This window comes from Streptomyces sp. NPDC059787 (assembly GCF_042732315.1).
In the GTDB taxonomy this organism is placed as follows: Bacteria; Actinomycetota; Actinomycetes; order Streptomycetales; family Streptomycetaceae; genus Streptomyces; species Streptomyces atrovirens.
On the sequence record NZ_JBHWHX010000013.1, the window covers coordinates 1 to 24,595 of the forward strand.

Annotated in this window: 22 protein-coding genes and 2 pseudogenes; 16 read left to right on the top strand and 8 right to left on the bottom strand. The window is 72.3% G+C overall.

Features of this window, described 5'->3' with window-relative positions:
- The coding region (locus ACFV5H_RS14710; protein WP_385195142.1) for a DUF6052 family protein at positions 1-159 on the top strand (159 nt) is incomplete at its 5' end.
- 125 nt (positions 160-284) lie between these two features.
- On the opposite strand, the gene ACFV5H_RS14715 is transcribed toward ACFV5H_RS14710, so the two are convergent.
- From ACFV5H_RS14715 to ACFV5H_RS14725, 3 genes are all read right to left on the bottom strand, one after another.
- Entirely contained in the window at positions 285-722 is a 438-nt protein-coding gene (locus ACFV5H_RS14715; RefSeq protein ID WP_385054035.1) for an enediyne antibiotic chromoprotein, read from the bottom strand.
- A gap of 398 nt (positions 723-1,120) precedes the next feature.
- The gene (locus ACFV5H_RS14720; protein WP_385194914.1) at positions 1,121-1,807 is read right to left on the bottom strand and encodes a response regulator; all 687 of its coding nucleotides are present in this window, start codon (positions 1,805-1,807) and stop codon (positions 1,121-1,123) included.
- A complete protein-coding gene (locus ACFV5H_RS14725; protein ID WP_385194916.1) occupies positions 1,804-3,102 on the bottom strand; it encodes a sensor histidine kinase in 1,299 nt (432 codons plus the stop codon). Before ACFV5H_RS14725 ends, ACFV5H_RS14720 begins: the two co-directional genes overlap by 4 nt.
- 220 nt (positions 3,103-3,322) lie before the next feature.
- Here ACFV5H_RS14725 and ACFV5H_RS14730 point away from each other — a divergent pair, with 220 nt between their 5' ends.
- Both ACFV5H_RS14730 and ACFV5H_RS14735 read left to right on the top strand, forming a co-directional pair.
- Positions 3,323-4,015 (top strand): ABC transporter ATP-binding protein, encoded by a 693-nt coding sequence (locus tag ACFV5H_RS14730; protein ID WP_385194920.1) that lies wholly within the window; start codon positions 3,323-3,325, stop codon positions 4,013-4,015.
- Entirely contained in the window at positions 4,012-6,462 is a 2,451-nt protein-coding gene (locus ACFV5H_RS14735; protein WP_385194922.1) for an ABC transporter permease, read from the top strand. The genes ACFV5H_RS14730 and ACFV5H_RS14735 overlap by 4 nt, the downstream gene beginning before the upstream one ends.
- Before the next feature lie 779 nt (positions 6,463-7,241).
- Here ACFV5H_RS14735 and ACFV5H_RS14740 read toward each other — a convergent pair.
- Complete coding sequence (locus ACFV5H_RS14740; protein WP_385054053.1) at positions 7,242-8,120, bottom strand: SDR family oxidoreductase; 879 nt, start codon at positions 8,118-8,120, stop codon at positions 7,242-7,244.
- Positions 8,121-8,281: 161 nt separating this feature from the next.
- Here ACFV5H_RS14740 and ACFV5H_RS14745 point away from each other — a divergent pair, with 161 nt between their 5' ends.
- A complete protein-coding gene (locus ACFV5H_RS14745; RefSeq protein WP_385054056.1) occupies positions 8,282-8,860 on the top strand; it encodes a TetR/AcrR family transcriptional regulator in 579 nt (192 codons plus the stop codon).
- 309 nt (positions 8,861-9,169) lie between these two features.
- On the opposite strand, the gene ACFV5H_RS14750 is transcribed toward ACFV5H_RS14745, so the two are convergent.
- On the bottom strand, positions 9,170-9,877 hold the full coding sequence (locus ACFV5H_RS14750) for an SDR family oxidoreductase (protein WP_385054059.1): 708 nt from the start codon (positions 9,875-9,877) through the stop codon (positions 9,170-9,172).
- Positions 9,878-9,938: 61 nt separating this feature from the next.
- Between ACFV5H_RS14750 and ACFV5H_RS14755 the strand changes: the two genes are divergently transcribed.
- The 4 genes and pseudogenes from ACFV5H_RS14755 to ACFV5H_RS14770 all read left to right on the top strand — a co-directional run.
- Complete coding sequence (locus ACFV5H_RS14755; RefSeq protein ID WP_385054062.1) at positions 9,939-10,325, top strand: MerR family transcriptional regulator; 387 nt, start codon at positions 9,939-9,941, stop codon at positions 10,323-10,325.
- A 209-nt stretch (positions 10,326-10,534) separates the two neighbouring features.
- Positions 10,535-10,873 carry a hypothetical protein gene (locus ACFV5H_RS14760; RefSeq protein ID WP_385194924.1) on the top strand — a complete coding sequence of 113 codons (339 nt, stop codon included), beginning with the start codon at positions 10,535-10,537 and terminating at the stop codon, positions 10,871-10,873.
- A pseudogene (locus ACFV5H_RS14765) lies at positions 10,759-11,181 on the top strand (nuclear transport factor 2 family protein); the annotation flags it as partial. The gene ACFV5H_RS14760 and the pseudogene ACFV5H_RS14765, both read left to right, overlap by 115 nt.
- Positions 11,182-11,238: 57 nt before the next feature.
- Positions 11,239-11,673, top strand: a pseudogene (locus ACFV5H_RS14770) (pyridoxamine 5'-phosphate oxidase family protein); the annotation flags it as partial.
- 29 nt (positions 11,674-11,702) lie between these two features.
- On the opposite strand, the gene ACFV5H_RS14775 reads toward ACFV5H_RS14770, so the two are convergent.
- Entirely contained in the window at positions 11,703-12,275 is a 573-nt protein-coding gene (locus ACFV5H_RS14775; RefSeq protein ID WP_385194927.1) for a GNAT family N-acetyltransferase, read from the bottom strand.
- A 505-nt stretch (positions 12,276-12,780) separates the two neighbouring features.
- Between ACFV5H_RS14775 and ACFV5H_RS14780 the strand changes: the two genes are divergently transcribed.
- The 8 genes from ACFV5H_RS14780 to ACFV5H_RS14815 all read left to right on the top strand — a co-directional run bounded on the left by ACFV5H_RS14780 (position 12,781) and on the right by ACFV5H_RS14815 (position 21,514).
- Positions 12,781-13,794, top strand: a complete 1,014-nt coding sequence (locus tag ACFV5H_RS14780) for a methyltransferase (RefSeq protein WP_385194930.1) — start codon at positions 12,781-12,783, stop codon at positions 13,792-13,794.
- Positions 13,795-13,997: 203 nt separating this feature from the next.
- Complete coding sequence (locus tag ACFV5H_RS14785; protein WP_385054072.1) at positions 13,998-15,239, top strand: cytochrome P450; 1,242 nt, start codon at positions 13,998-14,000, stop codon at positions 15,237-15,239.
- Positions 15,240-15,598: 359 nt separating this feature from the next.
- Positions 15,599-16,306: a flavodoxin family protein gene (locus tag ACFV5H_RS14790; RefSeq protein WP_385054075.1), complete on the top strand. Its 708-nt coding sequence runs from the start codon at positions 15,599-15,601 to the stop codon at positions 16,304-16,306.
- Complete coding sequence (locus ACFV5H_RS14795) at positions 16,303-17,712, top strand: phenylacetate--CoA ligase family protein (protein ID WP_371100595.1); 1,410 nt, start codon at positions 16,303-16,305, stop codon at positions 17,710-17,712. The genes ACFV5H_RS14790 and ACFV5H_RS14795 overlap by 4 nt, the downstream gene beginning before the upstream one ends.
- Positions 17,713-17,728: 16 nt before the next feature.
- Entirely contained in the window at positions 17,729-19,231 is a 1,503-nt protein-coding gene (locus tag ACFV5H_RS14800; protein ID WP_385194932.1) for an anthranilate synthase component I family protein, read from the top strand.
- Between the two features lie 5 nt (positions 19,232-19,236).
- Complete coding sequence (locus ACFV5H_RS14805; RefSeq protein WP_385054150.1) at positions 19,237-19,878, top strand: anthranilate synthase component II; 642 nt, start codon at positions 19,237-19,239, stop codon at positions 19,876-19,878.
- 147 nt (positions 19,879-20,025) lie between these two features.
- Entirely contained in the window at positions 20,026-21,336 is a 1,311-nt protein-coding gene (locus tag ACFV5H_RS14810) for a phenylacetate--CoA ligase family protein (protein ID WP_385054080.1), read from the top strand.
- Positions 21,305-21,514 (top strand): DUF6052 family protein, encoded by a 210-nt coding sequence (locus ACFV5H_RS14815; RefSeq protein ID WP_385194935.1) that lies wholly within the window; start codon positions 21,305-21,307, stop codon positions 21,512-21,514. The genes ACFV5H_RS14810 and ACFV5H_RS14815 overlap by 32 nt, the downstream gene beginning before the upstream one ends.
- Before the next feature lie 54 nt (positions 21,515-21,568).
- Here the strand turns inward: ACFV5H_RS14815 and ACFV5H_RS14820 are convergent, their stop codons facing one another.
- Positions 21,569-22,972: an extracellular solute-binding protein gene (locus ACFV5H_RS14820; protein ID WP_385194937.1), complete on the bottom strand. Its 1,404-nt coding sequence runs from the start codon at positions 22,970-22,972 to the stop codon at positions 21,569-21,571.
- Between the two features lie 34 nt (positions 22,973-23,006).
- Positions 23,007-24,182 carry an epoxide hydrolase family protein gene (locus ACFV5H_RS14825; RefSeq protein ID WP_385054089.1) on the bottom strand — a complete coding sequence of 392 codons (1,176 nt, stop codon included), beginning with the start codon at positions 24,180-24,182 and terminating at the stop codon, positions 23,007-23,009.
- Between the last annotated feature and the right edge of the window lie 413 nt (positions 24,183-24,595).

Below are 24,595 nucleotides of genomic sequence, written 5' to 3' on the forward strand. Positions count from 1 at the left end.
GCAACCACGCCTGGTGGGCACCGGCCCGGAAGTGCCCGGTGCCCACAAGGCGTGGTAGCTCTGCGTAGTGTCCTCGTGGAACTGCGCGTCGCCCTGGACGGCCGGGCGATCGACATCGACGGCTCCGCGCGCGCCGGTCCCGGCGCAGCCGCGTCCTGAGCCGCTGGACGCACTCGCCGCGTCGGGCGGTCAGCACATGCGTGGATCCGCACAGCGGCGGAACCCCGGCCCCATGGGCCTGCCGGAGTTCCGCCGCTTGTAGTGGGGGGAGGGGCAACCTGCGATCACTTGAAGCTGATCGCCTGACCACCGCCCTCACCGGTGTCGCTGAGCACGACCACCTGGGTCTGCGTGGCCTTGGCGTCCACGGTGCCCCAGACCGGACCGTCGGCGCTCACGACCGCCTCGAAGGAGCTGTGGACAACCAGGGAGGTGTTGATCTCGCCCTGGGCGTTCGTGGTGACGTCCTTGGAGGTGGACTTGTCGCACCCGAACTTCTGCGCCTCCACCTGCGCGCACTGGCCGATGTGGAAGACCGTGTTCGGGGTGAGACCGTTGGCCGAGACGGCGACCGTCTGGCCGTCGGAGAGGCCGGAGGCCGGCGAGACCGAGACCGTGGGCGCGGCCATGGCCGAGGACTGGGTGGCGAGAGCCAGACCGGTGGCGATGACGGCGGTGGCGCCGAGACGGGTGATGAGACCGAGCTTCTTCGTGGCAGTCACAGTCAACTCCATGTGAAATCGTGGGGGTTGGTGAGGGCTTCGTGTAGCGCCCACATATGAAGTTAGTGACCTTGGAAAGCGGCGGCATCTTCCAAGTTGCTCCGTGCAACTCACCTGGTGACGGAGGTGGTGGGCGGCTGCCGCGCACCGCGTTCTCCGGCCGCGTGCCCGTGCCGGCCGCGAAGGACGCAGCCCGCTCCCGGAAGCGGTTTGCCGCCCCGGGAGGTCCACCGCCACCCGCCCCGGAACCCTCCGGCGGCGGGCGGTGCCGTGTGCGGGGGCCGTCACCACAAGGGCTCCGGAATCCTCGCGCACGGGGCACCGGTCGCCCCGGGCGTCGAACGGGGGAACGGACGGTTCTCCGGGGGCTCCGCGGTGGATCGACAACGGCTGGAGTGCTAGGCGCCCCCGCCCGGGGCGATCAGCCCCGTCTCGTAGGCGAAGACGACGGCCTGGACGCGGTCGCGCAGGTCCAGCTTGGACAGGATGCGGCCGACGTGGGTCTTGACCGTGGTCGGGCTGAGGAACAGCCGGGAGGCGAGTTCGGCGTTGCTGAGGCCCGTAGCGAGCAGGCGGAGCACCTCGAGCTCGCGCGGGGTCAGGCCGGACGGATCGCGGTGCGGGGCGATGGTCTGCGGTTCGTCGTGACGGGCGAAGCGCTCGATCAGCCGGCGGGTGATCGTGGGCGCGAGGAGGGCGTCGCCGGTCCGCACCAGGCGCAGGGCGGCGACCAGGTGTTCGGGGGTGACGTCCTTGAGCAGGAAGCCGCTGGCGCCGGCCGTGAGCGCGGTGTAGACGTAGTGGTCGAGGTCGTACGTGGTGAGGATGACGACCCGCGTTCCGGCCGGGCCGGCGTCGCCGATGATGCGCCTGGTGGCCTCGATGCCGTCCATCTCCGGCATCCGGACGTCCATGAGGACGACGTCGGGCCGCGTACGGCGGACCGCTGCGACGGCCTCGGCCCCGTCGGCGGCCTCGGCCGTCACCTCTATGCCGTCCGCGGCCAGGATCATCCTGAAACCGGTGCGTACGAGGGCCTGGTCGTCGGCGATGACGGCGCGCAGAGGTGGCCGGTCCGCGGTCATACCGCGCTCCGTGGGATGCGGGCCGTCACCCGGTAGCCGTCGGTCGGCGTCGGTCCGGCCGTCAGCTCGCCCCGGTAGACGGCCAACCGCTCGCGCAGCCCCATGTGGCCACGGCCGTTGCTCCGCACCGGCGGGGAGTCCCCGGCACCACCGGTGTCCGTGATCTCGATCTCCAGACAGGTGTCGGTGTAACCGATGGCGACGGACGCCCGCGCGCCGCGCGCATGTTTGATCGTGTTGGTCAGCGCCTCCTGCACGACGCGGTACGCCGCCAGGTCCACCCCCGGCGGCAGCGGATCCGGCGGCAGCGACACCCCGACGCTCACGGGCGTACCGGCGGCGCGCACGCGCGCGACGAGCGCGTCGAGCTGTGCGAGCCCCGGCTGGGGCTCCAGGCCGTCGGGCCTCTCGTGGTCCGGACCGGCCAGCAGGCCCATCACGTGGCGGAGTTCGGCCATGGCGGCCCGGCCACCCGCCTCGACGGCCAGCAGTGCCTCCTTCGACTGCTCGGGCGCCATGTCCATCACCTTGCGGGCCGCGCCGGCCTGGATCACCATCACGCTCACATTGTGGGTCACCACGTCGTGCAGTTCGGCGGCTATGCGGGCACGCTCCTCCTCGACCGCGCGGCGCGTGGCCTCCTCCTGGGCGGCCCGCAGTTCCGTCACCCGGGCCCGGCTGGACGCCAGCCGCAGTTGCAGGAAGCGGACGAGGCTGGCCAGCATCCCCGCCACCAGGAGCACGAACCCCGGGCTGGACCATCCCGGGAGCACGGGTTCCGCGTTGCGGAAGGCGACACCGGACAGCACGGCGGCCGCCACCAGGACGGCGATCGCCGCCGTCCGGTAACGGCTGTACACGACGGCGCTGTAGGCGCCGATGACACAGGCCAGGACGGTGATCCAGGAGGCGGAGCCGCCGATGGCCAGCGCCGCGCCCAGCACCACCACGAACAAGGTCAGCGGATACCGGCGCCGGGCTGCCAGCGGCAGCGTCGACAGGACGACCAGGGCCCAGGGCACCGAGGAGGGTCCTTCCTCCACGGGCACCCGGCCAGGGCCGGGCGGCGAGGGCGGGGCCGGGACCCCGGTCCCGGCGTCCACCGCAGGAGGGTTGACGTCCACCGGCCCGTCGCCGGGATGGCGCACCGCCACGAACAGGGCCATGACGGTCAGTACGACCGCCAGCACCACATCGGCGCGCACCGCACGCCGGGACAGCGGAGCGGCCTTCGCCTCCGGGCGTAGCGCTTCGACGAGTTGCTGATGCCGGCTGCGCCGGTCCTCCGCCTCCATCCGTGCATTGTGCTGCGCTCCCCACCCGGCCCGCGTCCGCCTGTCCGGCCGGAGCACTGTCCGAGAGGCCTACTCCTCAGGGACGACTCCGCGGCCGGGCCCTCCGCGGGGAGGACCTGATGTCGGTTCCGCGGCCGACGCGTCCCGTGCCCGGCATCCCTAGGTTCGCAGGACCGGCAACGGCATGTGCCTCTCGCGACCGCAAGGACGGACAACCCATATGCGTCAAGTGATCGAACTGGAGGGTGTGGCGAAGCGCTACGACAGCGCCGGCGCGCCGGCGCTCGGACCGCTCACGCTCGGCGTCGCCAAGGGCGAGGCCCTTGCCGTGACGGGCCCTTCCGGCAGCGGCAAGTCCACGCTGCTGAACCTCGTCGCCGGCCTGGACAAGCCGACCGACGGCGCCGTGACCGTGGCCGGGCGACGGATCGACCGGTTGGGCGAGCACGCCCTCGCCAGGTTCCGTCGCGAGCACATCGGCATGGCCTTCCAGTTCTTCAACCTCCTCGACGACCTCACCGTCACCGACAACATCCAGCTCCCGGCCCGGCTGACCGGGGCCGGCCGGCGCGAGGCCGCGGCCCGCGCGGGTGAGCTCATGGAGACGCTGGGCATCCAGAAGCACGCCCGCGCCTACCCGGGCCGGCTGTCCGGAGGCGAACGCCAGCGGGTCGCGGTCGCCCGGGCGTTGGTCAACCGGCCCGCGCTGCTGCTCGCCGACGAACCCACCGGCGCGCTCGACACCGCCTCGGGCCACGACGTCCGCGATCTGCTGACGGATCTGCACCGCGCCGGACAGACCATCGTGCTGGTGACACACGACCTGACGCTGGCCAAGGCGTGCGCGAGCCGCACGATCCACCTGGTCGACGGTCGCCTCGACCGCGACACGTACGCGCGGGCCGCCCGATGAGCCCGTTCGGTACCGGCGCGCTGGGCCGGGTCGTACGTTCCGGCGTCGACCGGCGGCGGGTGCAGACCGTGGTGATCGCCGTGGCCGCGATGATGGCCGTGGCCTCGGCCGTGGTCGCCGGGTCGCTGATGGTCGCCGCGGCCGCGCCCTTCGACAAGGCCTTCGAGAGGCAGCGGGGCGCGCACATCACCGCGCAGTTCGATCCGGCCGAGGCGAGTGCGGCGCGGCTGGCGAGGACCGGGAGACTGCCCGGCGTCGCCGCGAGCGCGGGACCGTACCCGTCCACGGCGGTCCGCCCGGTGGACCGGTCGGGCTTCCCACTGCCGACGCTGACCCTGGTGGGACGGTCCGGTCCTGACGGCGCCGTGGACCGGGTGGACCTGAAGTCGGGCCGGTGGGCGCGGAAGCCCGGCGAGATCGTGCTCGACGCGTCGTTCGAGGGGCCCGCCATCGGGATCGGCACCTCCATGAAGACGTCGAACGCCAAGGACACCCCGGCCCTTTCGGTCGTCGGCTTCGCCGTGTCGGCCGGCGAGAGCGCCGACGCCTGGGCGGCCCCCGCGCAGGTCGACGCGCTGGGATCGAAGGACAACCCGGTCTCGAGTCAGATGCTCTACCGCTTCGACTCCGCGAGCACGAAGCAGCAGATCCTCGCCGACCGGAAGGAGCTCGCCGCCTTTGTGGGGTCCGGAGCGCTCCTCGGAACCCAGTCCTGGCTGGACACCAAGCGCGCCGCTGATCAGGGTGCGGCGGCGACCGTCCCGTTCGTGACGGCTTTCGGCGCGCTCGGCATCGTGATGTCGGTGATCACCGTCAGCAGCGTGATCAGCGGCGCGGTCGGCACCGGCCTGCGCAGGATCGGCATCCTCAAGGCCATCGGCTTCACTCCGCGCGAGGTCGTACTCGCCTACGTGGCCCAGGCGCTGATCCCGGCCGTCGTCGGCATCGCCCTGGGGGTCGTCCTGGGCAACCTCCTGGCGGTGCCGCTGCTGTCCGACACCGAGTCGGTGTACGGCGGCGTCCCGCTCTCGGTGGCCTGGTGGGTGGACGTCGCCGTGCCGGCCGCCGCCCTGGTCGTCGTGGGGCTCGCGGCGCTGATTCCCGCGTCGCGGGCCGGCAGGCTGCGCACGGTCGAGGCCATCGCGGTCGGCCGGGCGCCGCGCACGGGACGCGGCCGGTGGGCGCACCGGGTGATGGGGACGCTGCCGCTGCCGCGGCCGGTGACCTACGGTCTCGCCACCCCCTTCACCCATCCGGCACGCACCCTCGCGATGCTGCTCGCGGTGGCGTCCGGCACCGTCGCGGCGACGTTCGCGGTGGGGCTGACCTCGTCCCTGAACGCGATCGGCACCTCGCAGGACCCCGAGAACCGTGCCGCGGTCACGGTCACGACGACCAGGGCGATCGAAGTCGCTCCCCCGCCACCGCCTCCTGCGGGGGGCGACGCGGGAGATCCGCCTCCCCCCGGCGGCAGCGGGTCGGGCCCGCCTCCCGTGGGGAACAGCGCGGCGGGCACGTCCGAGAAGCCCAAGGCCGCCGACCCGGCGAAGGTGCGGTCCGCCATCACGTCGCAGCCGGGCACGGAGTCGTACTACGGCAAGGCCCGGACCGAGGTCGCCGTGGCCGGGGTCTCAGGACCGGTCCGGGCCGCCCTCTACGAGGGCGATTCGCGCCCCGGCAGCTACGAGATGCTCTCCGGGCACTGGATCACCGGCAGGGGACAGGTCGTGGTGCCCTCACGCTTCCTGGAAAGGACCAGCACCGAGCTCGGTGACACGGTGCGGGTGACCCACGAGAAGGAGACCGCGAACCTGCGGATCGTGGGCGAGTCCTTCGACACCTCGGGCAGCCGGCTGGAGATCCACGCGGACATGGCCGACTTCGAGTCGGCCGAGCCCGGTACCTTCCTCGTCGAGACGAAGGCCGGCGTCTCCGCCGACGAGTACGCCCGGAAGGTCGCCGCGGTCGTACGGCCGCTGGGGGGCGACGCCACGACCGGCTCCGAGCCGGGGCAGGACGGCGTCATCCTCGTCATGGCCGCGATGGCGGCGCTGCTCACCCTCATGCTGATCGTCGTGGCCGGTCTCGGCGTACTCAACTCCGTGGTCCTCGACACCCGGGAACGCATCCACGACCTGGGCGTCTGCAAGGCGATCGGCATGTCACCGCGGCAGACCCTGAGCCTCGTGCTCGCCTCGGTGGCCGTGACCGGCGTGATCGGCGGGCTGCTCGGCGTCCCCGCCGGGTACGCGCTGCACCACGTCGTCATGCCGGTGATGGGGCGTGCCGTGGGCACCGGCCTGCCGCCGCTCGTCCTCGACGTGTACGGGCCCTTCCGGCTGCTCCTGCTGGGGCTCGGCGGGGTCGTGATCGCGATGCTGGGCGCGCTGGCCCCGGCAGGCTGGGCCGCCGGGGCACGCACGGCCGCGGCGCTGCGCACCGAGTAGCGCCCGGTGGCTCACCTTCCACATCCGGAAGGACAAGGAGGAGGGCCCCCTCAGGTAGAGGCCGGCCGGGCTTTCCCTCCGGGTACGCGGCACAGGTCCTGAGCCGCGTACCCGGACGGCGTCTCCGTCCGCCTCACGGCCGTGGGACGGCATGGCGGTCGGCGAACCGCTCCGGCGGCAGCCGACGGCGCTCGACGTGGACGTCCGGGGCACCGAACCCACCACCTCCGCCCGGGAACCCACCGCCCTGTGATCCGCCCCGAACCCCCGCCCGCCCCGGAACCCTCCGGCGGCGGGCGGTGCCGTGCGCGGGGCCGTCACCACGAGGGCTCCCGAATCCGCGCGCACGCGGGACACCGGTCGCCCCGGACGTCGACGGGACGGCCGCACATGCCGTCCCGCCGGTCGCACTCGTACTTACGGCGGACCACCGGATCGACGCCCTCCGCGTACGGCCTTGGCGTCGGGGTGGGTTCGCTCTCCCGTGTCCGGCGCGGACCGGGGATGGGCGAGTCGCCGACGTCCCGCAGCCGCTTGGCGATGACGGCGCTCACGTTCTTGCGCAGCGGCTGCGGGAGGGGCCGCTACCGGCTGCCCTGGTGATCCGGATAGTCGATCAGTTGCACCTCGGTGCGATGAGTCGATCACACTCGTCTGCGAGGAGGGAGGCCAGTACGCCGACGAGGACACGTGCTCGAGGGATGCGAACCATCGCACCCGAGTGGATCCGGCACCTGGAACACCAGGCCAAGCCGACGCACCGCTCGAACATCGAGGAATCAGGAGGTGTAGTGGCCGGCCTCGAGGTCCTCGAGCAGCGTCGGCCCGGTCGGTTCCCAGCCCAGCAGCTCGCGGGTGGCGGCGCTGGAGGCGGGCTGGTCGCCGCCGAGCAGGTCACCGAAGGGACCCATCTGCGCGGGGTCGACGGGCGTGGCGGGCAGGCCGGTCTTGGCCGCGATGATTTCCGCGACCTGGCGCATCGGTACGCCCTCCTCGGCGACCGCGTGCAGCACGGTGCCGGCGGGGGCCTTTTCCAGGGCGAGTCGGAACAGGCTGCCGACGTCGCTGCGGTGCACGGCAGGCCAGCGGTTCTGGCCGTCGCCCACGTAGGCGGCCACGCCCAGCTGCCGGTCGAAGCCGACCAGCATGGCGATCAGGCCGTGGTCTCCCTCGGCGTGCACGGTGCGCGGCAGCCGGACCAGACCCGAGCGGATTCCCCGCTCGGCCAGAGCCAGGACGGCCTTGGCCGTGGCGGCACGAGCACCGGCGGGCCCCGAGTCGTCCATGACGTCGCTCTCCAGGGCGGCCCGGCCCGCGACCATCGGGGTGCCGGAGGCAGCGAAGAACGCCTTGCCGCTGCCCTCCAGGGCCGCAGCGATCTTCGTCAGCAGCTGAAGCTCGTTCTCGACCGTCTCCCCGAACTTCGAGAAGTCGAGCGTGAACGCCAGGTGGGCCACGGCGTCGGCCTGCTTCGCCTGTTCCACGATCACGTCGTGGTCGGACATGTCGCCCCGCACGACACTGCCGCCGGCAGCGATGATCTTCTCGGCGGAGGAGTCCGAGCGGGCGAGACCGACCACCGTGTGACCTGCTGTAACCAGATCCTTCGTCAGTACTGTTCCGATCCAGCCTGACGCACCGGTGATGAAAACCTGCATGGTGTGCTCTCAATCGAAGTCTGGGGGAGTGCCCGGGCACCGGCGAAACCGGCCGGGACTGTCACGCACCGTGATGTGACTGTGTTCCATCAGGCTAGGTGATGTGACTCTGTAATATCAACTTCGGATGTGACTGTGTTGCATCATTTAGAGTGGTTCCCATGGCGAGATGGGATCCGGACGCTCGAGGGCGACTGCTGCAGGCGGCGATCGAGTTGTTCACCGAGCAGGGCTACGAGGCCACGACAACGGCGCAGATCGCCCAACGGGCCGGTCTGACGCGGACGACCCTCTTCCGGCTGTTCTCCGACAAGCGCGAGATCCTGTTCCAGGGTCAGAGTGCGTTGATCGCGAGCGCGACCGAAGCCATCGACCGGGTGCCCGCCGACGCACGGGCGGAGGAGGTGCTCGCCGCCGCGGTCGCGGGAATGGCCGGCCTCCACACCGCCGAGCACCGGGAAACGGGCCGGCTCCTGATGCCTCTCATCGCCTCGAGTCCGGAGCTGCAGGAACGAGCCGCCTTCAAGCGTGACGCCATCGCACGGGCGATCGAACACGAGCTCTTCGAGCGGTTCGAGGACCGGAGCCTGGCGGGCGTCCTGGCTGACATGGGTGTGCGGTCTTTCTACGCCGGCTACGCCTCCTGGATCACGTCCCCGGACGACTTGTCGCTCACGTCCCTGGTCCATCAGGAACTCGGCGAGCACAGAGCTGCCCTTCGCCAGGTTGTCGCTGGATGACGAAGAGCACGCACAGGACGTCGTCGCTCACCCGCCGAGCCCCGAGTCGAACGGTCAACGGTTGGGAAAACCTCGGAAGAGCCGAACGTCCTCCAGTCCCGCGGCCGGCCGTGACAGCTCTACCGCCCACCGACGAGGCATCCGCCGACATCACCCGCGGCCGTCTCGGACGCCTCACCCGCCAAGGCTTCCTCGACCAGCCCGGACGAGGCCGCTACCAGAAACGGACTCAACGACCTCTCGGAGCTGCCTCGACAGCAGTCCCCCGCCTCGCGATCGATGATCGTCTGCCGGGGGTTCCGGCTGTGGTCAGGAGTTCAGGAACTGCTGGAACTGCTGGTCGAAGTCGCGAGGATCTTTGCTCAGCGACGCCTTGACCATCGCGGTGAACTCATCGACGACCACCTCGAACACATCGTCCTGGACACCGTCGAGGGCGATGCGGGCGACCTCGGCCGGGTCCGTCTTGGGTACGTCCAGGCCCTTCATCATGTCCGTGTCGGCTGCTCCGAGATGGACCGAGACGACACTGGTGCCCTGCCCGGCCAGTTCCTGGCGCAGGGCGTTGCCCATGCTCCAGACCGCGGCCTTCGAGACCGCGTAGGCGCTGCTGCCGGGGAAGACGAACCAGGACGCCGACGAGGCGATGTTCACCATCGCGCCCCCGCCGTTCGCCGCGAGGACCGGCGCGAAGGCGCGGGCCATGGACAGCGTGCCCCAGAAGTTCACGTCCAGCGCGGCGCGGACATTCTCCAGGTCGCCGAGCAGGGTGCCTCCTGCGATTCCGGCGTTGTTGACGAGCAGGTCGACGTCGCCCGCCGCGCGGGCCGCCGCCGCGACGGCGGCCGGGTCGCTGATGTCCAGGGCGAGGACCTCCACGCCGTCGAGGTCGATCGATTCGGGTCGACGGGCGGTTGCGTAGACCTTCGCGCCCCGCTCGACGAGCTGGGCGGCAAGCTGGCGGCCGATGCCGCGGTTGGCTCCGGTGACGAGCGCGGTGGCTCCGTGGATGTTCATGGGGCGTACGCTAAAACCTCACGTCAACGTGAGGATCAAGTCCGGACCGCCGGGAGGCGCCATGCGTATCGGAAAGGTGGCCGAGGGCGCCGGGGTCAGCGTCCGTGCGCTGCGGTACTACGAAGAGCAGGGGCTCGTCGTCGCCGACCGCAGCCCCAGCGGCCACCGGCGGTATCCCGAGTCCGCCGTCGAGCGGGTGAAGTTCATCCAGCTTCTCTACTCGGCCGGGCTGAGCAGCAAAGCCATCCTGCAGATCCTGCCCTTCCTGGACACCCTCGTCGCGACCCCGCGGATGACACAGCGGCTCAAGGACGAACGCGACCGCATCCGGACCCAGATCGACGACCTGACCAGGGCTCACGACCGGCTCGAGGAGCTGATCGGCCTCGCCACCGAGTCCGAGACCTCCCCGGCCACCTGCTCGACGAGCGTGGACACCGCCACATGACCGACTGAACTCCGTGGCCTCTGCGAATCCGGCATTACGTCCCTCGCCGTCACAGTTCCGGAAGTCCTTGTGCCGGCGCCGTGCGCGTTCTTTCTCCTCTTCGGTGTGACGCGGGTCATATCGGCCCGACGTCACGATCGAAAGACCGGCTTGCGTCTGGTGGTCGTCCGCACAGCGGGAACGACCGACACGGAAGAGGCAGCAGGGCGATGAACACGACAGCAGCGCAGCGGCACGAGGTCCTGGTCCTGGGCGCCGGCTACGCCGGGCTCTCCGCCGCGATCCAGCTCGCGGCCCGCACCAGGAAGCGCGGGAACCTGCGAGTGACGCTGGTCAACCCCTACGACACCTTCACCGAGCGGCTCCGGCTGCACATGACCGCCACCGGTCAGCAGACGGCCCGGATGAACATCCCGGAGCTGCTGGACGGCACCGGCCCCGTTTCACCGCGGACCGTGCCCGCCAACGCGACGTCACCGAGCGCTTCTTCGCGACGGTGGCGGGCGGTGACATCAACACCCTCATGGAGCTGGTCTCCCCGGACGTGACGCTGTGGACCGACGGCGGCGGCAAGGTCCGCCAGGCCCTCAAGCCGGTCGTCGGCCCGGAGACCGTGGCCCGCTGGTTCGCCGCGCTCGGCACCGCGACCTACCAGGGCATCGAGCCCCGGCAGATGCGGGCGGAGATCACCTGGATCAACGGCGGCCCGGGCGTGGTCTTCCGCGGCCCGGACCGCGTGGTCGCCACGCTGACCTTCGACTTCGATCCGGAAGGCCGCATCTCGGCCATCCACAACGTGGCCAACCCCGACAAGCTCCACGCGGTCGCCGACGGCACTCGGCACGAACTCCCCTGAGCGGACTGGCCGTTCCGGGCATCCTCCGGGATCCCGTGAGCACCCGGGCCCGCCGTTCCGGCACGGTCCGGGGCCCTGCTGGACGAGCGAACCCTGGTCATCCCCGACGCGACCGGCAACAAGCGGCTCGACACCCTGCACAACGTGCTGCGGACCGGACGCGTCGGACTGCTCTTCCTCATTCCCGGCCGCCCGACCACGCTGCGGGTCAACGGCCGCGCCTGCGTCTCCGCGCGCCCGGAGTTGCTCGCCCGGCTCACTCCCGTCGGCAGACCGCCGGTCACGGCAATCGTGGTGCACGCCGAACGGGTCTATCCGCACCGCCCGAAGTCACTGATGCGCGCCGGCGCCTGGAAACCGGAGCAGTGGGTACCCGCCGACGCCCAGCCGACCAGCGCCGAGGTGACGCTGGCCCAGCTGAACCTGCCGGGCCTGACCGTCGACCAGATCGAGGAGGCCGAACGGGAGTCGCTGCGCCTGCGTTACGAGTGAATGCGGACCGCCCCCTCCCCGACGACCGCTCAGTGGGCCGGATGCGACATGGCCGACGGCCGCCATTCGCGTCTGAGCAACCCGAACACCCAGGAGTCGGACACCTCGCCGTCGACGACGCAGTCCTCCCGCAACGTCCCTTCACGCACGAACCCGAGCTTCTCCAGGACCCGGGCGGACGCCACGTTGCGCGTGTCCGCCTCGGCCTGGACCCGGTTCAGGTCCAGCGTGTCGAAGGCCCACCGCAGCAGGGCGTGGGCGGCCTCCGTCGCGTAGCCGTGGCCCCACATCGCCTCGTCGAGGACATAGCCCAGCGACGCGCTGCGGTGGACCGGGTTCCATTCGACCAGGCCGCACCAGCCGACGAAGGCCCCGTCGGAGGCCCGGCCGATCGCCACCCGCGCCCCGGTGCCTTCGTCCGCCGTCTTCCGGGACATCGCGATGAAGCGCTCGGCGCGGGCCCGTTCGGTCCACGGCGGGGAGTCCCAGTAGCGCAGCACGTGGGCGCTGCTGTGCAGTGCGAAGAGGGGGTCCGCGTCGGCGTCGGTGAAGGGCCGCAGTCGCAGGCGGGCGGTGTGCAGCACGGGGGTGGCCGGAGTCATGCGCACCATCCTGTGCGCCCGTGGAGCGTGCGGAACACCGAATATCCCATCCCGGTCCGGCCCCACGATCAAGGCGCCGCCCACCAGCGGATCGTGCCCCGCCGTCACCCGGTACGCGCGTCACCGACCTCCCGGGACGGCACACGGAGAAGGCCCGGGAGCCTGGGCGGTCATGGCCACAACGGTAGGCAAGCAGTCGGCGGGCCGAGCGGACAGGGACCGCGTACGCACAGCTCGAACACTGCAGGCGGACGGTTCCGCGAGGCCGACACGGCGGAGACTCCGCCCCGGTCCACCGGGCCCGGTACACGCGCGCCGGCGGTTCCCGCGCGGCGGCCGGGCGTACGAGGCGGCGTTCGCGGCGCGAGGCCGAGGACCGCCCGCCGCACCCCCGTACAACCCGGCGTCCCAGGAGCGCAATCCAGGAGATGGGCCGGGCCCACCGCTCCGGGAGGATGGCATCGCGGGCCCCGCTGTGCCCGCGGTGAAGGAGGGCATCGCTGTGTTGGGTGACGAGGACGGCAGTGCCGCCGCGCTGTGGCGGATGGCGAACCTGGGCACGCCGATGGCCGTGCGCGTGGCCGCGACCCTGCGGATCGCCGACCACATAGCCGCCGGCACCCGGACGGCACCGGCCCTGGCCGAGGCCGTCGGCGCCCACCCCGGCGCCCTGGAGCGGCTGTTGCGCTACCTGGCCGTGCGGGGGGTGCTCGAACGCGACGAGGACGGCCGGTACGACCTCACCGCCTTGGGCCGGCCCCTGCGCGAGGACCACCCGGCCGGTCTGCGCGCCTGGTTCGACATCCACACCGGAGGCCGCGGCGAACTGTCCTTCGTGGAGCTGCTGCACAGCGTCACCACGGGCGAGGCCGCCTTCCCGGTGCGCTACGGACGCCCCTACTGGGACGACCTGACCGCCGACCCCGAGCGGGCCACCGCCTTCAACTCCCTGCTGGGCGCCGACGTGGCCGTCCGGGCCCCGGACATCGTCACCGGCTACGACTGGGGCCGCCTCGCCCACGTCGTCGACGTGGGCGGCGGCGACGGCTCCCTGCTGACCGCCCTGCTCGAAGCCCACCCCGGTCTGCGCGGCACGGTCGTCGACCTGAAGGAGGCCGCGCTCGACGCCGAACGGTCCTTCGCCGCCTCCGGTCTGGACGACCGCGCCGACGCCGTCACCGGCAGCTTCTTCGACCCGCTGCCCGCCGGAGCCGGCGGCTACGTGCTCTCGCTGATCCTGCACGACTGGGACGACACCGCGGCGACCGCGATCCTGCGCCGCTGTGCCGAGGCCGCAGGGCGCACCGGCTCCGTCTTCGTCATCGAGTCGGTCGGCCCCCACGGCGACGCCCCGCACACCGGCATGGACCTGCGGATGCTGTGCGTCTACGGGGCCCAGGAGCGCGGCGTGCCCGAGTTCGCCGCGCTCGCCGCCGACGCCGGCCTGAAGGTGGCCGCCGTCCACCCCGCCGGCCCCTCGGCGATCATCGAACTGACCGCCGCCGACCGCGCCACGTGACCGCCGCCGACCACGCCATCGGCCCGCCCACCCACGCCGCGTGACCGGCCCGCCCGGCCCCACCGAGCGGCCCGCCGCAATCGAACTGACCGCCGCCGACCGCGCCACGGGACGGCCCGCCGGCGCCGTGTGACCGGCCCGCCCGCGCCGCGTGACCGGCCCGCCCGGCCGCACCGAGCGGCCCGCCGCAGAGGAGACCCCGGATGGCCGAGCCCGCCCCCCTGTTGTCCCTGACGGAGGCGTTCGCCGCCCTGGGTACCGCGCGGGGGCGGCAGGACCCCTACCCGCTGTACGAGGCGATCCGCGCCCACGGCGACCTCGCCCGGCGCGGACCCGGCCGGCTGGTCGTCACCGGGTACGACGAGTGCGCCCGCGCCCTGCGCGACAACAGCCTGCACGTCCAGGACCGTGCGGCCTACGACGCCGCCGGTCCGGCCTGGCGCTCCCACTCCTCCCTGCGCGCCTTCACCAGCTCCATGCTCTACAGCAACGGGCCCGACCACACCCGGCTGAGGTCCCTGGCCGCCTTCGCCTTCACCCCGCCCCGGGTGCGCGAACTCGCCTCGGTCGTCGAGGACATGGCCGACCGCCTGCTGGACCGCATGGCCCGCCTCGGCGCCGGCGGCAGTCCCGTCGACGTCATCGCCGAGTTCGCCTCCCGGCTGCCCATCGCCGTCATCGGCGCCCTGCTCGGCTTCCCCGAGGAGGACCAGGTCTGGTTCCGGGAGATGGCCTCCACCATCGCCGTGTCCACCGACGGCCTCTCCGACCCCACGGCCCTGAACCGGGCCGACGCCGCGATGGACGCCCTCGCCGACTACTTCGGCCGGCTCGCCGAGGAGCGCCGCCGGAAGCCCGCCGACGACCTCCTCACCCTCCTCGTCGCGACCCACGACGACGACCCGGAGCGGCTCGGCCACGAAGAGCTGATGGGCAACCTCATGGTGCTGCTCACCGCCGGCTTCGAGACCACCAGCTTCCTCATCGGCCACGGCCTGATGATCGCCCTGGACCACGCCCCGTACGCGCGGAGGCTGTGCGACGACGCGGACTTCGCCGACGCCTACGTCGAGGAGATCCTGCGCTACGAGCCGCCCGTCCACGTCACCAGCCGCTGGGCCGCGAAGGACACCGAGCTGCTCGGCACCGCCGTCCCGCGCGGCACCCGGCTCACCCTGATCCTGGCCGCCGCCAACCGCGACCCGCGCCGCTTCACCGCGCCGGACCGCTTCGACCCGGCGCGCGGCGGCGCCCCGGGGCCCCTGAGCTTCGGCGCGGGCCCCCACTACTGCCTGGGCGCCCCCCTGGCCCGCCTGGAGGCCCGGATCGCCCTGCCCCGGCTGCTGCGCCGCTTCCCGCGCCTGACGGCCGCCGCCTCCCCCGTCTACCGCGACCGGTGGGTCGTCCGCGGACTCGACACGTATCCCCTCGTGCTCGGCGCCTGACCTGCGCCGGCCTGGAGGCCCGGATCGCCCTGCCCCGGCTGCTGCGCCGCTTCCCGCGCCTGACGGCCGTCACCACCTCCATCCACCGCAACCGGTGCGCGGACTCGACGCGTATCCCTTCGTGTCAGGTGCCTGACCTGCGCCGTCGCCCCTCCCGCGGGCCCGCGGGGCCGGGATTTTCGCACAGCATTTAGAGAGATGCGCCTTCACACCCGCAGACGTGACGATTCAGGTAAGTCGGCAGGCCCTCACGACGACTTGGCGAAGCCGAGCACCCCGCCATCCGCGCCCTGCTCTCCGGCGGCCCACCGCCGACTGCGCCGGAACCGCCGAATCCTCGCATGCGAAGGAGTCATCTCGTGACAGCACCACTCAGGATCCTGGCGATCAACGGATCGGAGCGTGACGGCAACACCGCCGACGTCCTGCGGTACGCCGCCGGGGTCGCGGCGCGGCGCGGGGTCGAGTTCGAGACGGTCGATCTGCGCTCCGTCCGCATGGACCGCTGCGGCCCGTGCGGCGACTGCAACACCCGTACGGTGCCCTGCGCGGTGGAGGACGGCGTCGCCGACGTGGTGGCCAGGATGATCGAGGCGGACGGCATCGTCTTCGCCGCGCCGGTCCACGGCTTCGGCACCGCCAGCCTCATGCAGACCTTCATCGAGCGGGCCGGGGTCGGCCACCTGCGCTTCGACCGCCCGCTGACCAACAAGGTCGCCGGGGTCGTCTCCGTCGCCCGCCGTTACAGCGGCGGCGAGGTGTGGGCGCAGCTCACCGTCAACGCCCTGCTCAACCGGATGATCGTGGTGGGCAGCGGCTTCCCGGCCACCGTGCACGCCCTGCACCGCGGCGACGCGCTGAAGGACGACGAGGGACTGACCAACGTCTCCCGGCTCGTGGACCGGATGATCGACATGATGGAGCTGCTGGCCGAGCACCGCAGGCTCACCGGGCAGGACGGCCCGATCCACACCGGCGAGGCCAACGAGCGCGTGGGACTCGCCCTGAACGCCGCCGAGTTCGAGGACGCCCCCGAACCCGCCCTCTCCGCGCAGGCCCGGCCGTGACCGCCGACGGCACCGACGCCTTCCTCGCCGCCCACCGCCGGATCAGCGACTCCTTCCACGACGGCACCCTCACCGAGCGGGCGCTGGCCGACTGGCACGCCGAGCGGCTGACCGCCGTACTGCGGCACGTCACCGCACGCTCCCCGTTCTACCGCCGCCACCTGGCCGGCGTGGACATCGAGGCCGTCACCCCCGCCACGCTCACGACGCTGCCCTTCACCACCAAGGACGACCTGCGCCGCGAGATGTACGACGTCCTGTCCGGTCCGCTCGCCGACGCGCGGATCTACTACGAGACCAACGGCACCACCGGGGCCGCCACCCCCTGTCCGCGCGGCGCCCGCGACATCGCCGCCTCCAACACCGCCGTGGAGCAGTCCTGGCGTCACCTGCTGCGCACCCGCTTCGGCGACCGCAAGCCCGTCGTCGGCCTCATGGGACCGTCCGAACTGTACGCGTTCGGCGACGTGTTCACCGACGTGGCCGCCACCCTCGACCTCTGCCACGTCAAGATCTGGCCAGAGTCCCCGCGCGTCGGCTTCAAGAAGGCGCTGCGCCTCATCGAGGAACTCGGCGTCGAGGTCGTCGTGTGCGCGCCCGCGCTGTGCCTGAGCCTGGCCAAGGCCGCCCTGCACCACGGCTACGACCCGGCCGCGCTGCCGGTGAAGCTGTTCCTCGTCCTCGGCGAGATCTGCACCCCTCAGTTCGCGGCGAACGTCTCCACGGTCTGGCCGCAGGCCGTCGTACGGCCCGCCCTGTACGGCTCGCAGGAGGCCCTGTGCATCGCCTCCGGCGCCGACAGCGGCGCCCTGCACCTGTCCTCGCCCAACTACCTGGCCGAACTGGTGGACCCGGACACCGGCGCCCCGCTCGGCCCGTACGGCACCGGCGAACTGGTGCTGACCATGCTGGTCGACGGCATCAAGCCGCTGATCCGCTACCGCACCGGGGACCTGGTCCGGCTCACCCCCGCACCGCCCGGCTCCGCCCTGCCCGGCCCGGTCGTCGAGGTCGTCGGACGCGCCGGCGACCGCATCCCGCTCGGCGACGGCCTGCTGTGGCCGGCCGAACTGGAGGCGGCGGTGCTCACCGACGTCCGCGGCTGCCTGGGCTACCAGGTCGTCGTCGACAGCGCACCGGACGGCGGCGACCGGGTCACCGTCCGCATGGACCTCCTCCCCGGCACCGCACGGCCCGACCGGGTCGCCGCGGCCGTCACCGCCCGGCTGCGCGAACGCACCGGCGCGCACAGCACCGTCGTGGTCGACACCGACATCGACCCCGTGACCCACACCGGTTCGTTCGTCAGCTGGAAGGCGGCCCGGGTCCTGGACCGCCGTACCGGGCCCGACGGCGCGGCGCGCACCGCCCGACAGGTCGCGCACCGCTACGCGATCACCACGTGAACCGTAAGGACCTGCCATGACCGATCCGCACCCGGCGCCCGCCCCGGTCCGCGTGACGACACACGCGCGGGCCCTGCCCCAGCCGGCGATGCTCCCCGCCTACCGTGCCCTCGCCGAACGCTTCGGGCCGGACCAGGTGTACCTCCTGGAGTCCGCCGCCGGCCCGCTGCGCGACCGCCGCTACCAGTTCGCCGGCTTCGGCACCCTGCTGTCGCTGTCCGTCACCGACGGGACGGTGCGCGTCGCGGGCCGCCCCGGCCTCGTACGGCTGCTGCTGGAACGCGCCCGGCCGCTGCTCGCACACGACGGGGCTCAGGAGGCCGGCGGCGCGGGGCACGCCACCGTGCGGCTGCGCTCCTTCAAGGACCTGTGGGCGCTGCTGCGCACCGCCCAGCGGATGTTCGACGCCGAGGGCTCGGCCACCCGCTTCCGCTTCGGCTTCCTCGCCTACTTCGGCTACGACGCCGTCCGCTACGTCGAGGACCTCCCCCACCTCATCGAGGAGCGCCCCGACCTGCCCGACGTCCACCTCGTCCTGCACCAGGGCTGCGTCGTCGCCGACCTGGAGGACGGCGGGGCCGAGCTGCTGCTGCACGAGTCCGAACACTGGGAACCCCTCGACCGGGGCGGCGTCCTCGGCCTGCTCGCACGGGCCGAACAGACCCACCCCGAGCCGGCCGCCGACACCTTCCCCGCCTCCGTCGTCACCGACGACAGCGGGCCCGACCTGTTCGCCGCCGACGTCGAACGCTGCCTGAAGCACATCGCGGCCGGCGACATCTACCAGGTGCAGATCGGGCACGAGCTGACCATCCGCTCCCCGGCCCGCCCGGCCGACGTCTACCAGCGGCTGCGCCGGCGCAACGCCTCGCCGTACATGTACCTCGCGAGCCTGGCGGGCCAGTGCGTCATCGGCGCGAGCCCCGAACTGTTCGTGCGGATCGAGGACGGCACCGTCACCATGCGGCCCATCGCCGGCACGCTGCCGCGCACCGGGGACGACGAGGCCGGCGCCCGGCGGCTGTCCTCCGACCCCAAGGAGATCGCCGAGCACACCATGCTCGTCGACCTGTGCCGCAACGACATCGGACGGATCTGCCGCGCCGACACCCTCCAGGTGCCCGACCGGCTCACCGTCGAACGCTACTCGCACGTGCTGCACCTGGTGTCCACCGTGCTGGGGGAGGCCGAACCGGACAAGGACGCCTTCGACACGATCGCCGCCCTCTTCCCCGCCGGCACCATGACCGGCACCCCCCGGATCCGGGCCATGGAGATCATCGAGTCCGTCGAGCGCAGCCGCCGCGGCCTGTACGCGGGCGCCCTCGGCGTCCTCGACGTCGGCGGCTACACCAACCTCGCCCTGTGCATCCGCACCCTGTTCCACCGCGACGGCGTGTACCGCACCCGCGCCTCCGCGGGCATCGTCGCCGACTCCGATCCCCGTGCCGAATGGCGCGAGACGCTGGCCAAGATGAGCGCCGCACACTGGGCGGTCACCGGAAAGGAACTGCTGTGACCCGGATGTTCACCGTCCGGCCCGCCTCCGGTCCGCCCCCGCGGATCCTGGTGGTCGACGCGTTCGACAGCTTCGTCGACATCCTGCGCCAGTACCTGATGTCGGCGGGAGCCGTCCCCCTCATGGTCCGCTCCAACGCGCTCGCCCCGGACGACGTGCCCGCCATGGGGCTGGACGGCATCCTCCTCGGCCCCGGCCCCGGGCACCCGGACGAGTCGGGCCACGTGGAACTCGTACGGGCCTTCGCCGGGCGTCTGCCGCTGCTCGGGGTGTGCCTGGGCCACCAGGCCATCGGCCGTGCCTACGGCGCGAGCGTGGTGCCCGCCGAGCACCTCGTGCACGGCAAGACCAGCCGGATCCGCCACGACGGACGCGGCCTGTTCGCCGGCCTGCCCGACCGGTTCGAGGCGACCCGCTACCACTCCCTCGTCGTGCCCGAGGAGAGCGTCCCGGACTGCCTGGAGGTCACCGCCCGCTCGGCGGACGACGGCTATGTGATGGGGCTGCGCCACCGGACCCTGCCCGTGGAGTCGGTCCAGTTCCACCCCGAGAGCTTCCGCACCGACCACGGCATGGACATCATCACCAACTACCTGCGCTCCGTACGGGAGTTCACCACCCGGGCGGCCACCGTCACGGCCGCCTGAGACGGTGGCCCTCACCGGGTTGTCACGCCGTGACAACCGCCGTCCGGCGTGAGCCCACGGACCGCACGCGCAAAGATGCGCCGCCGGGCCGACGGGCGTCAGGATTCCCGGTGTCACCGACCGCCGGGCGTACATGGGGAGACATACGTGGACTACTGGAACAGCACAGCGGAGACCATGCCGCGCGAACAGCTGGAGTCCTGGCGGTGGCGGCGCCTCAGCCGCGCCCTCGACCACGCCCGGCGCTCCTCACCGTTCTGGAACGCCCGCATACCCGAGGACATCACCTCGCTCGCCGACTACACCGCCCGGATGCCGCTGCTGTACAAGGCGGACCTGCTCGCCGCCGAGGAACAGGCACCGCCGTACGGCACCTGGCCCTCGCTCGACCCGTCGCTGGGCGTGCGCCACCACCAGACGAGCGGCACCAGCGGCAACCCGCCGGTGCGCACCTTCGACACCGAGCGGGACTGGGCGTGGTGCGTGGACACCTTCTGCACCGCCCTGTACGCCAACGGGGTGCGCCCGCACCACAAGGGCATGGTGTGCTTCGGCTACGGCCTGCTCGCCGGCTTCTGGGGCATGCACTACGCGCTGGAACGCATGGGCTGCACGGTCTTCCCCTCCGGCGGACTCGACTCCCGCACCCGCGTCCGTCTGCTGGTGGAGCAGCGGATCGAGGTCCTCGGCCTGACCCCCAGCTACGCCATGCGGCTGATCGAGACGGCCCGCGAGATGGGCGTCGACCTCGCCCGCGAGGCGAACGTACGGATCATCCTCGCCGGGGCGGAGCCGCGCTCCGACTTCACCACCCGCACCATCGAGGAGGCCTTCGGCGCCCGCGTCTTCAACGCGGCCGGCACCACCGAGTTCGGCGGCGTCTTCATGTTCGAGTGTCCCTCGCGGCGCAACGCCTGCCACATCAACGAGCAGTCCTGCTACGACGAGGTGCTCCACCCCGAGACGAAGCAGCCCGTCGGTTACGGCGAGGAGGGCGTCCGCGTCACCACGGGACTCTCCCGCGAGGGCGTCCAGCTCTTCCGCCACTGGACCGAGGACATCGTCGTCAGGCGCCCGCACACCGAGTGCGGCTGCGGCCGCACCTGGGACTTCTACGACGGCGGCATCCTGCGGCGCGTCGACGACATGCGCAAGATCCGCGGGGTGTCCGTCACCCCGGTGATGATCGAGGACGTCGTCCGCTCCTTCGACGAGGTCAACGAGTTCCAGTCGTCCATCCGCACCGTGCGCGGGCTCGACACCGTCCACGTCAAGGTGGACGCGGGCGAACTCGCCGGCCCGGCCGCCGACGCGCTGTGCGGCCGTATCGCGGAGGAGTTCAAGCGCGAGATCGGCATCCGTCCCGTGGTGGAGCTCGCCCCCGCCGGCAGCCTGCCCCGATCACAATGGAAGGCGGCACGACTTCATGACGAACGCGTCCTCACCTCTCACGGCTGAGCAGGAGCTCCACCTCATCGAGAGCTACCGCACCCTGACCCACCTCGCGGACACCGTCCAGGTACCCGCGGTACTCGCCTCGCTACGGACCTGCCTGGCCGAACTGCGTCTGGCCCTCGACGGCCAGGCCGTCGACTTCGACTACTACCGCGAGCCCGCCCGCACCCTGGTGGCCTGACGGCACACGGAAGGGGCGCCCCCGAGTGGGGGCGCCCCTTCAACGTGTCCGGTGTCAGCCGTTGCTGCCGCGCACCGCGTTCTCCAGCTGCGCGCCCGTGTAGGCCTCGGCGCCGGTGAAGTACTCCACCCGCAGGCTCTCGGGGCTGCGCACGCCGTTGTCGGCGCGGTCGCGCTCGTAGGCGTCGAGCAGCTCCTGCGCCTCCGCGGTCGCCTCGGCGAACCGGGACGCCGGGTCCGCGCCCTGCAGCAGGACGTCGCCCATCGCGCGGGTCATCACGTCCTGCGCGCCGGCGAAGTCGCCGAACAGCGCGCCCCGGCACGGCGGCACGCCCTCGCCCTCGGTGTAACTGCCGAGCTGGGCGCTGGCCAGCCGGTGGTAGGGGTTCGCCTCGAACCAGCCCTCGTCCTCCAGCAGCCGGTACGAGGAGCGGGTCACCGGTACGAAGCTGCTCGCGATGTGGCGGTCCGCGGCGTTGCGCGGGTTGTTCAGGAACTGCATGAACGCCAGGGCGCCGTCCTGCGTCACCTCGTCGAGACCGGCGGTCAGCCACAGCGAGGTGCCGGCGATGATGTTCCCGCCGTACGGCTCGCCCGCCCGGCCGGGGAAGCGGCCGACCGTCATCTGGAAGCCGGCGTGCTCGGCCGCCTGGGCCATGTAGTTGAGGTCGTTGGACGAGGTGACGCGCAGCGCCACGTCCTGGTCGGCGAAGGCCTTGAGGTTGCCCTCCCAGTCCGGGATCTTGCCGGTGTACAGGTAGTGGCCCTCCTGGTGCAGCCGCTGCCAGTACTCGACGAAGGTGAGCATCTCCTTGGACGACAGGTCCAGGCGGGAGGCCCGGCCCGAGCGGCCGTTGTCGTGGTCGGCCAGGTGCCCGCCCTGGACGGCGAGCGCCTGCTGGAAGAACAGGCCGTGGTTGGCCCAGGTCACCGCGTGGCTCGGGCCGTCGGGGAGCGCGGCGACGGCCTCGCAGGCCGCCTCCAGCTCCTCCCAGGTGGTGGGCAGCCGCTCGACACCGGCGGCGCGCAGCAGGTCCTGGTTGCCGTAGATCAGCATCGCCGTCACCACGGCGGGCATCGAGACCAGGTCGCCGTCGCGGGAGTAGTGCTCGCGCACGGCCGGCAGGAGGTCGTCGACGACGACCGGCTCGCCGAGGATCTCGGTGCGGCCGGCGATCGCCCGCTGCACCGAGGTGAACAGCGGCTCGCCGTCCTTCGTCCGCATGTCGTACGCGGCCTGGGTGACGGCGAAGTAGAACTCGCCGATCGCCGGCGGGCGGCCCGCGTCGGCGGCCTCGGCGATCTCCTTCGACAGGTTGCGGAAGTCCCGGCCCTCGATGTTGATCCGGTACTCGGGGTGGGCCTTCTCGAACTCGGCGCCCAGCCGGTGCAGCCGGTCCATGTAGCCGGGGAAGGTCAGGTCGCCCAGCCAGACGTCGATCACGGTCGGGGTGGTCATCTAAGGCCTCTTCTCTGTCTGAGCGGGTGTCGGCTCAGGCGGCGGTGGCGGTGGCGGACGTGAGGGAGCGGGCGAAGGCGCGGATGTCGCCGGTCAGGGCGGCCGGCTGTTCCATCGCGGCGAAGTGCCCGCCGTGTTCGAACTCGGTCCAGTGCGTGAGGTTGGGCAGGTCGCGCTCGGCGAGGCTCCGGATGGGCACGAAGATGTCGTCGGGGAAGACGGCGACGCCCACCGGCACCGTCAGCGGCGGCGGGACCGCGCCGGAGGCGGCGGCCCGCACCCCCTCGGCGCCCTCGAAGTAGAACTGGGCCGACGAACCGGCCGTGGCCGTCAGCCAGTAGATCGACACGACGGTCAGCAGCAGGTCGCGGTCGACCGCCTCCTCGGGCCGCTGCTCGGCCGAGGTCCAGTCCAGGAACCTCTCCACGATCCAGGCGAGCTGGCCCACCGGCGAGTCGGTCAGCGCGTAGGCCAGTGTCTGCGGGCGGGTCTGCTGGACCTTCATGTAGCCCGACAGCTCCGCGTCGAAGCGGGCCAGCTTGCCCAGGCGGGCCTGGTCGGCCGGGCCGAGCCCGGCGAGCTCGGCCGGATCGCCCGAGGGGAAGGTCATCAGCATGTTCACGTGAACGCCGATGACGTGCTCGGGGTCGATCCGCCCGAGCTCCAGGGAGATCACCGCGCCGGCGTCACCGCCCTGCGCCAGGTAGCGGTCGTACCCCAGACGCTCCATCAGCGTGGCCCAGGCGCGGGCGATACGGCCCGTGTCCCAGCCCTTCTCCGGCAGCGGACGGGAGAACCCGTAGCCCGGGATCGACGGGATGACCAGGTGGAACGCCTGCGCCGGGTCGCCGCCGTGGGACCTCGGGTCGGACAGCGGGCCGATCACGTCGAGGAACTCGGCGACGGAACCCGGCCAGCCGTGCGTGAGCAGCAGCGGCGTCGCGTCCGGCTCGGGCGAGGTGATGTGCAGGAAGTGCACGGGGGCGCCGTCGATCTCGGTGACGAACTGCGGGTGCGCGTTCAGGCGCGCCTCGGCCGCACGCCAGTCGAACGACGTGCGCCAGTACTCGGCGAGCTCCTTCAGATAACCGAGCGGCACCCCGCGGCTCCAGCCGACACCGGGCAGTTCGTCGGGCCAGCGGGTCGCCTCCAGCCGTCGGTGCAGGTCGTCGAGCTGGTCCTGCGGGATGTCGATACGGAAGGGATGCATGAAGCGCTCCGAGGAGAGTCGGTCCGCGCGTGAAGGCCGCGGCTCACTGAAGGAGGTCACAGGGCTCGCCCGGCGGGACGGATCCCGAAACACGTGCGTCCAGCCGTATCGTGCGCCGCCGCGGAACGGCCCCGCATCTTGTCGATTGCTCCGTGGTCCCCGGTGCCCGGCGGGCGCCGCCGACGCGTCCCGGCACTCCCGTCGCCGCCCGCGTGGCACGCCGTCGCCGCCCGCGTGGCACGCCGGCGACCCCTGGGCGGCACGCCGGCGGCATCCGTCTCGCAAGCGCGTCCCGATGGCCCCGGGTGGTCCGTCGGCGCGTCCGTTCCGCAGGCGGGGCCCGGGGGTCCCCGGGTGGCTCGTCGGCGGCGACTGTCCCGCAAGCGCGTCCCGGCGGACCCCGGGCGACCCGT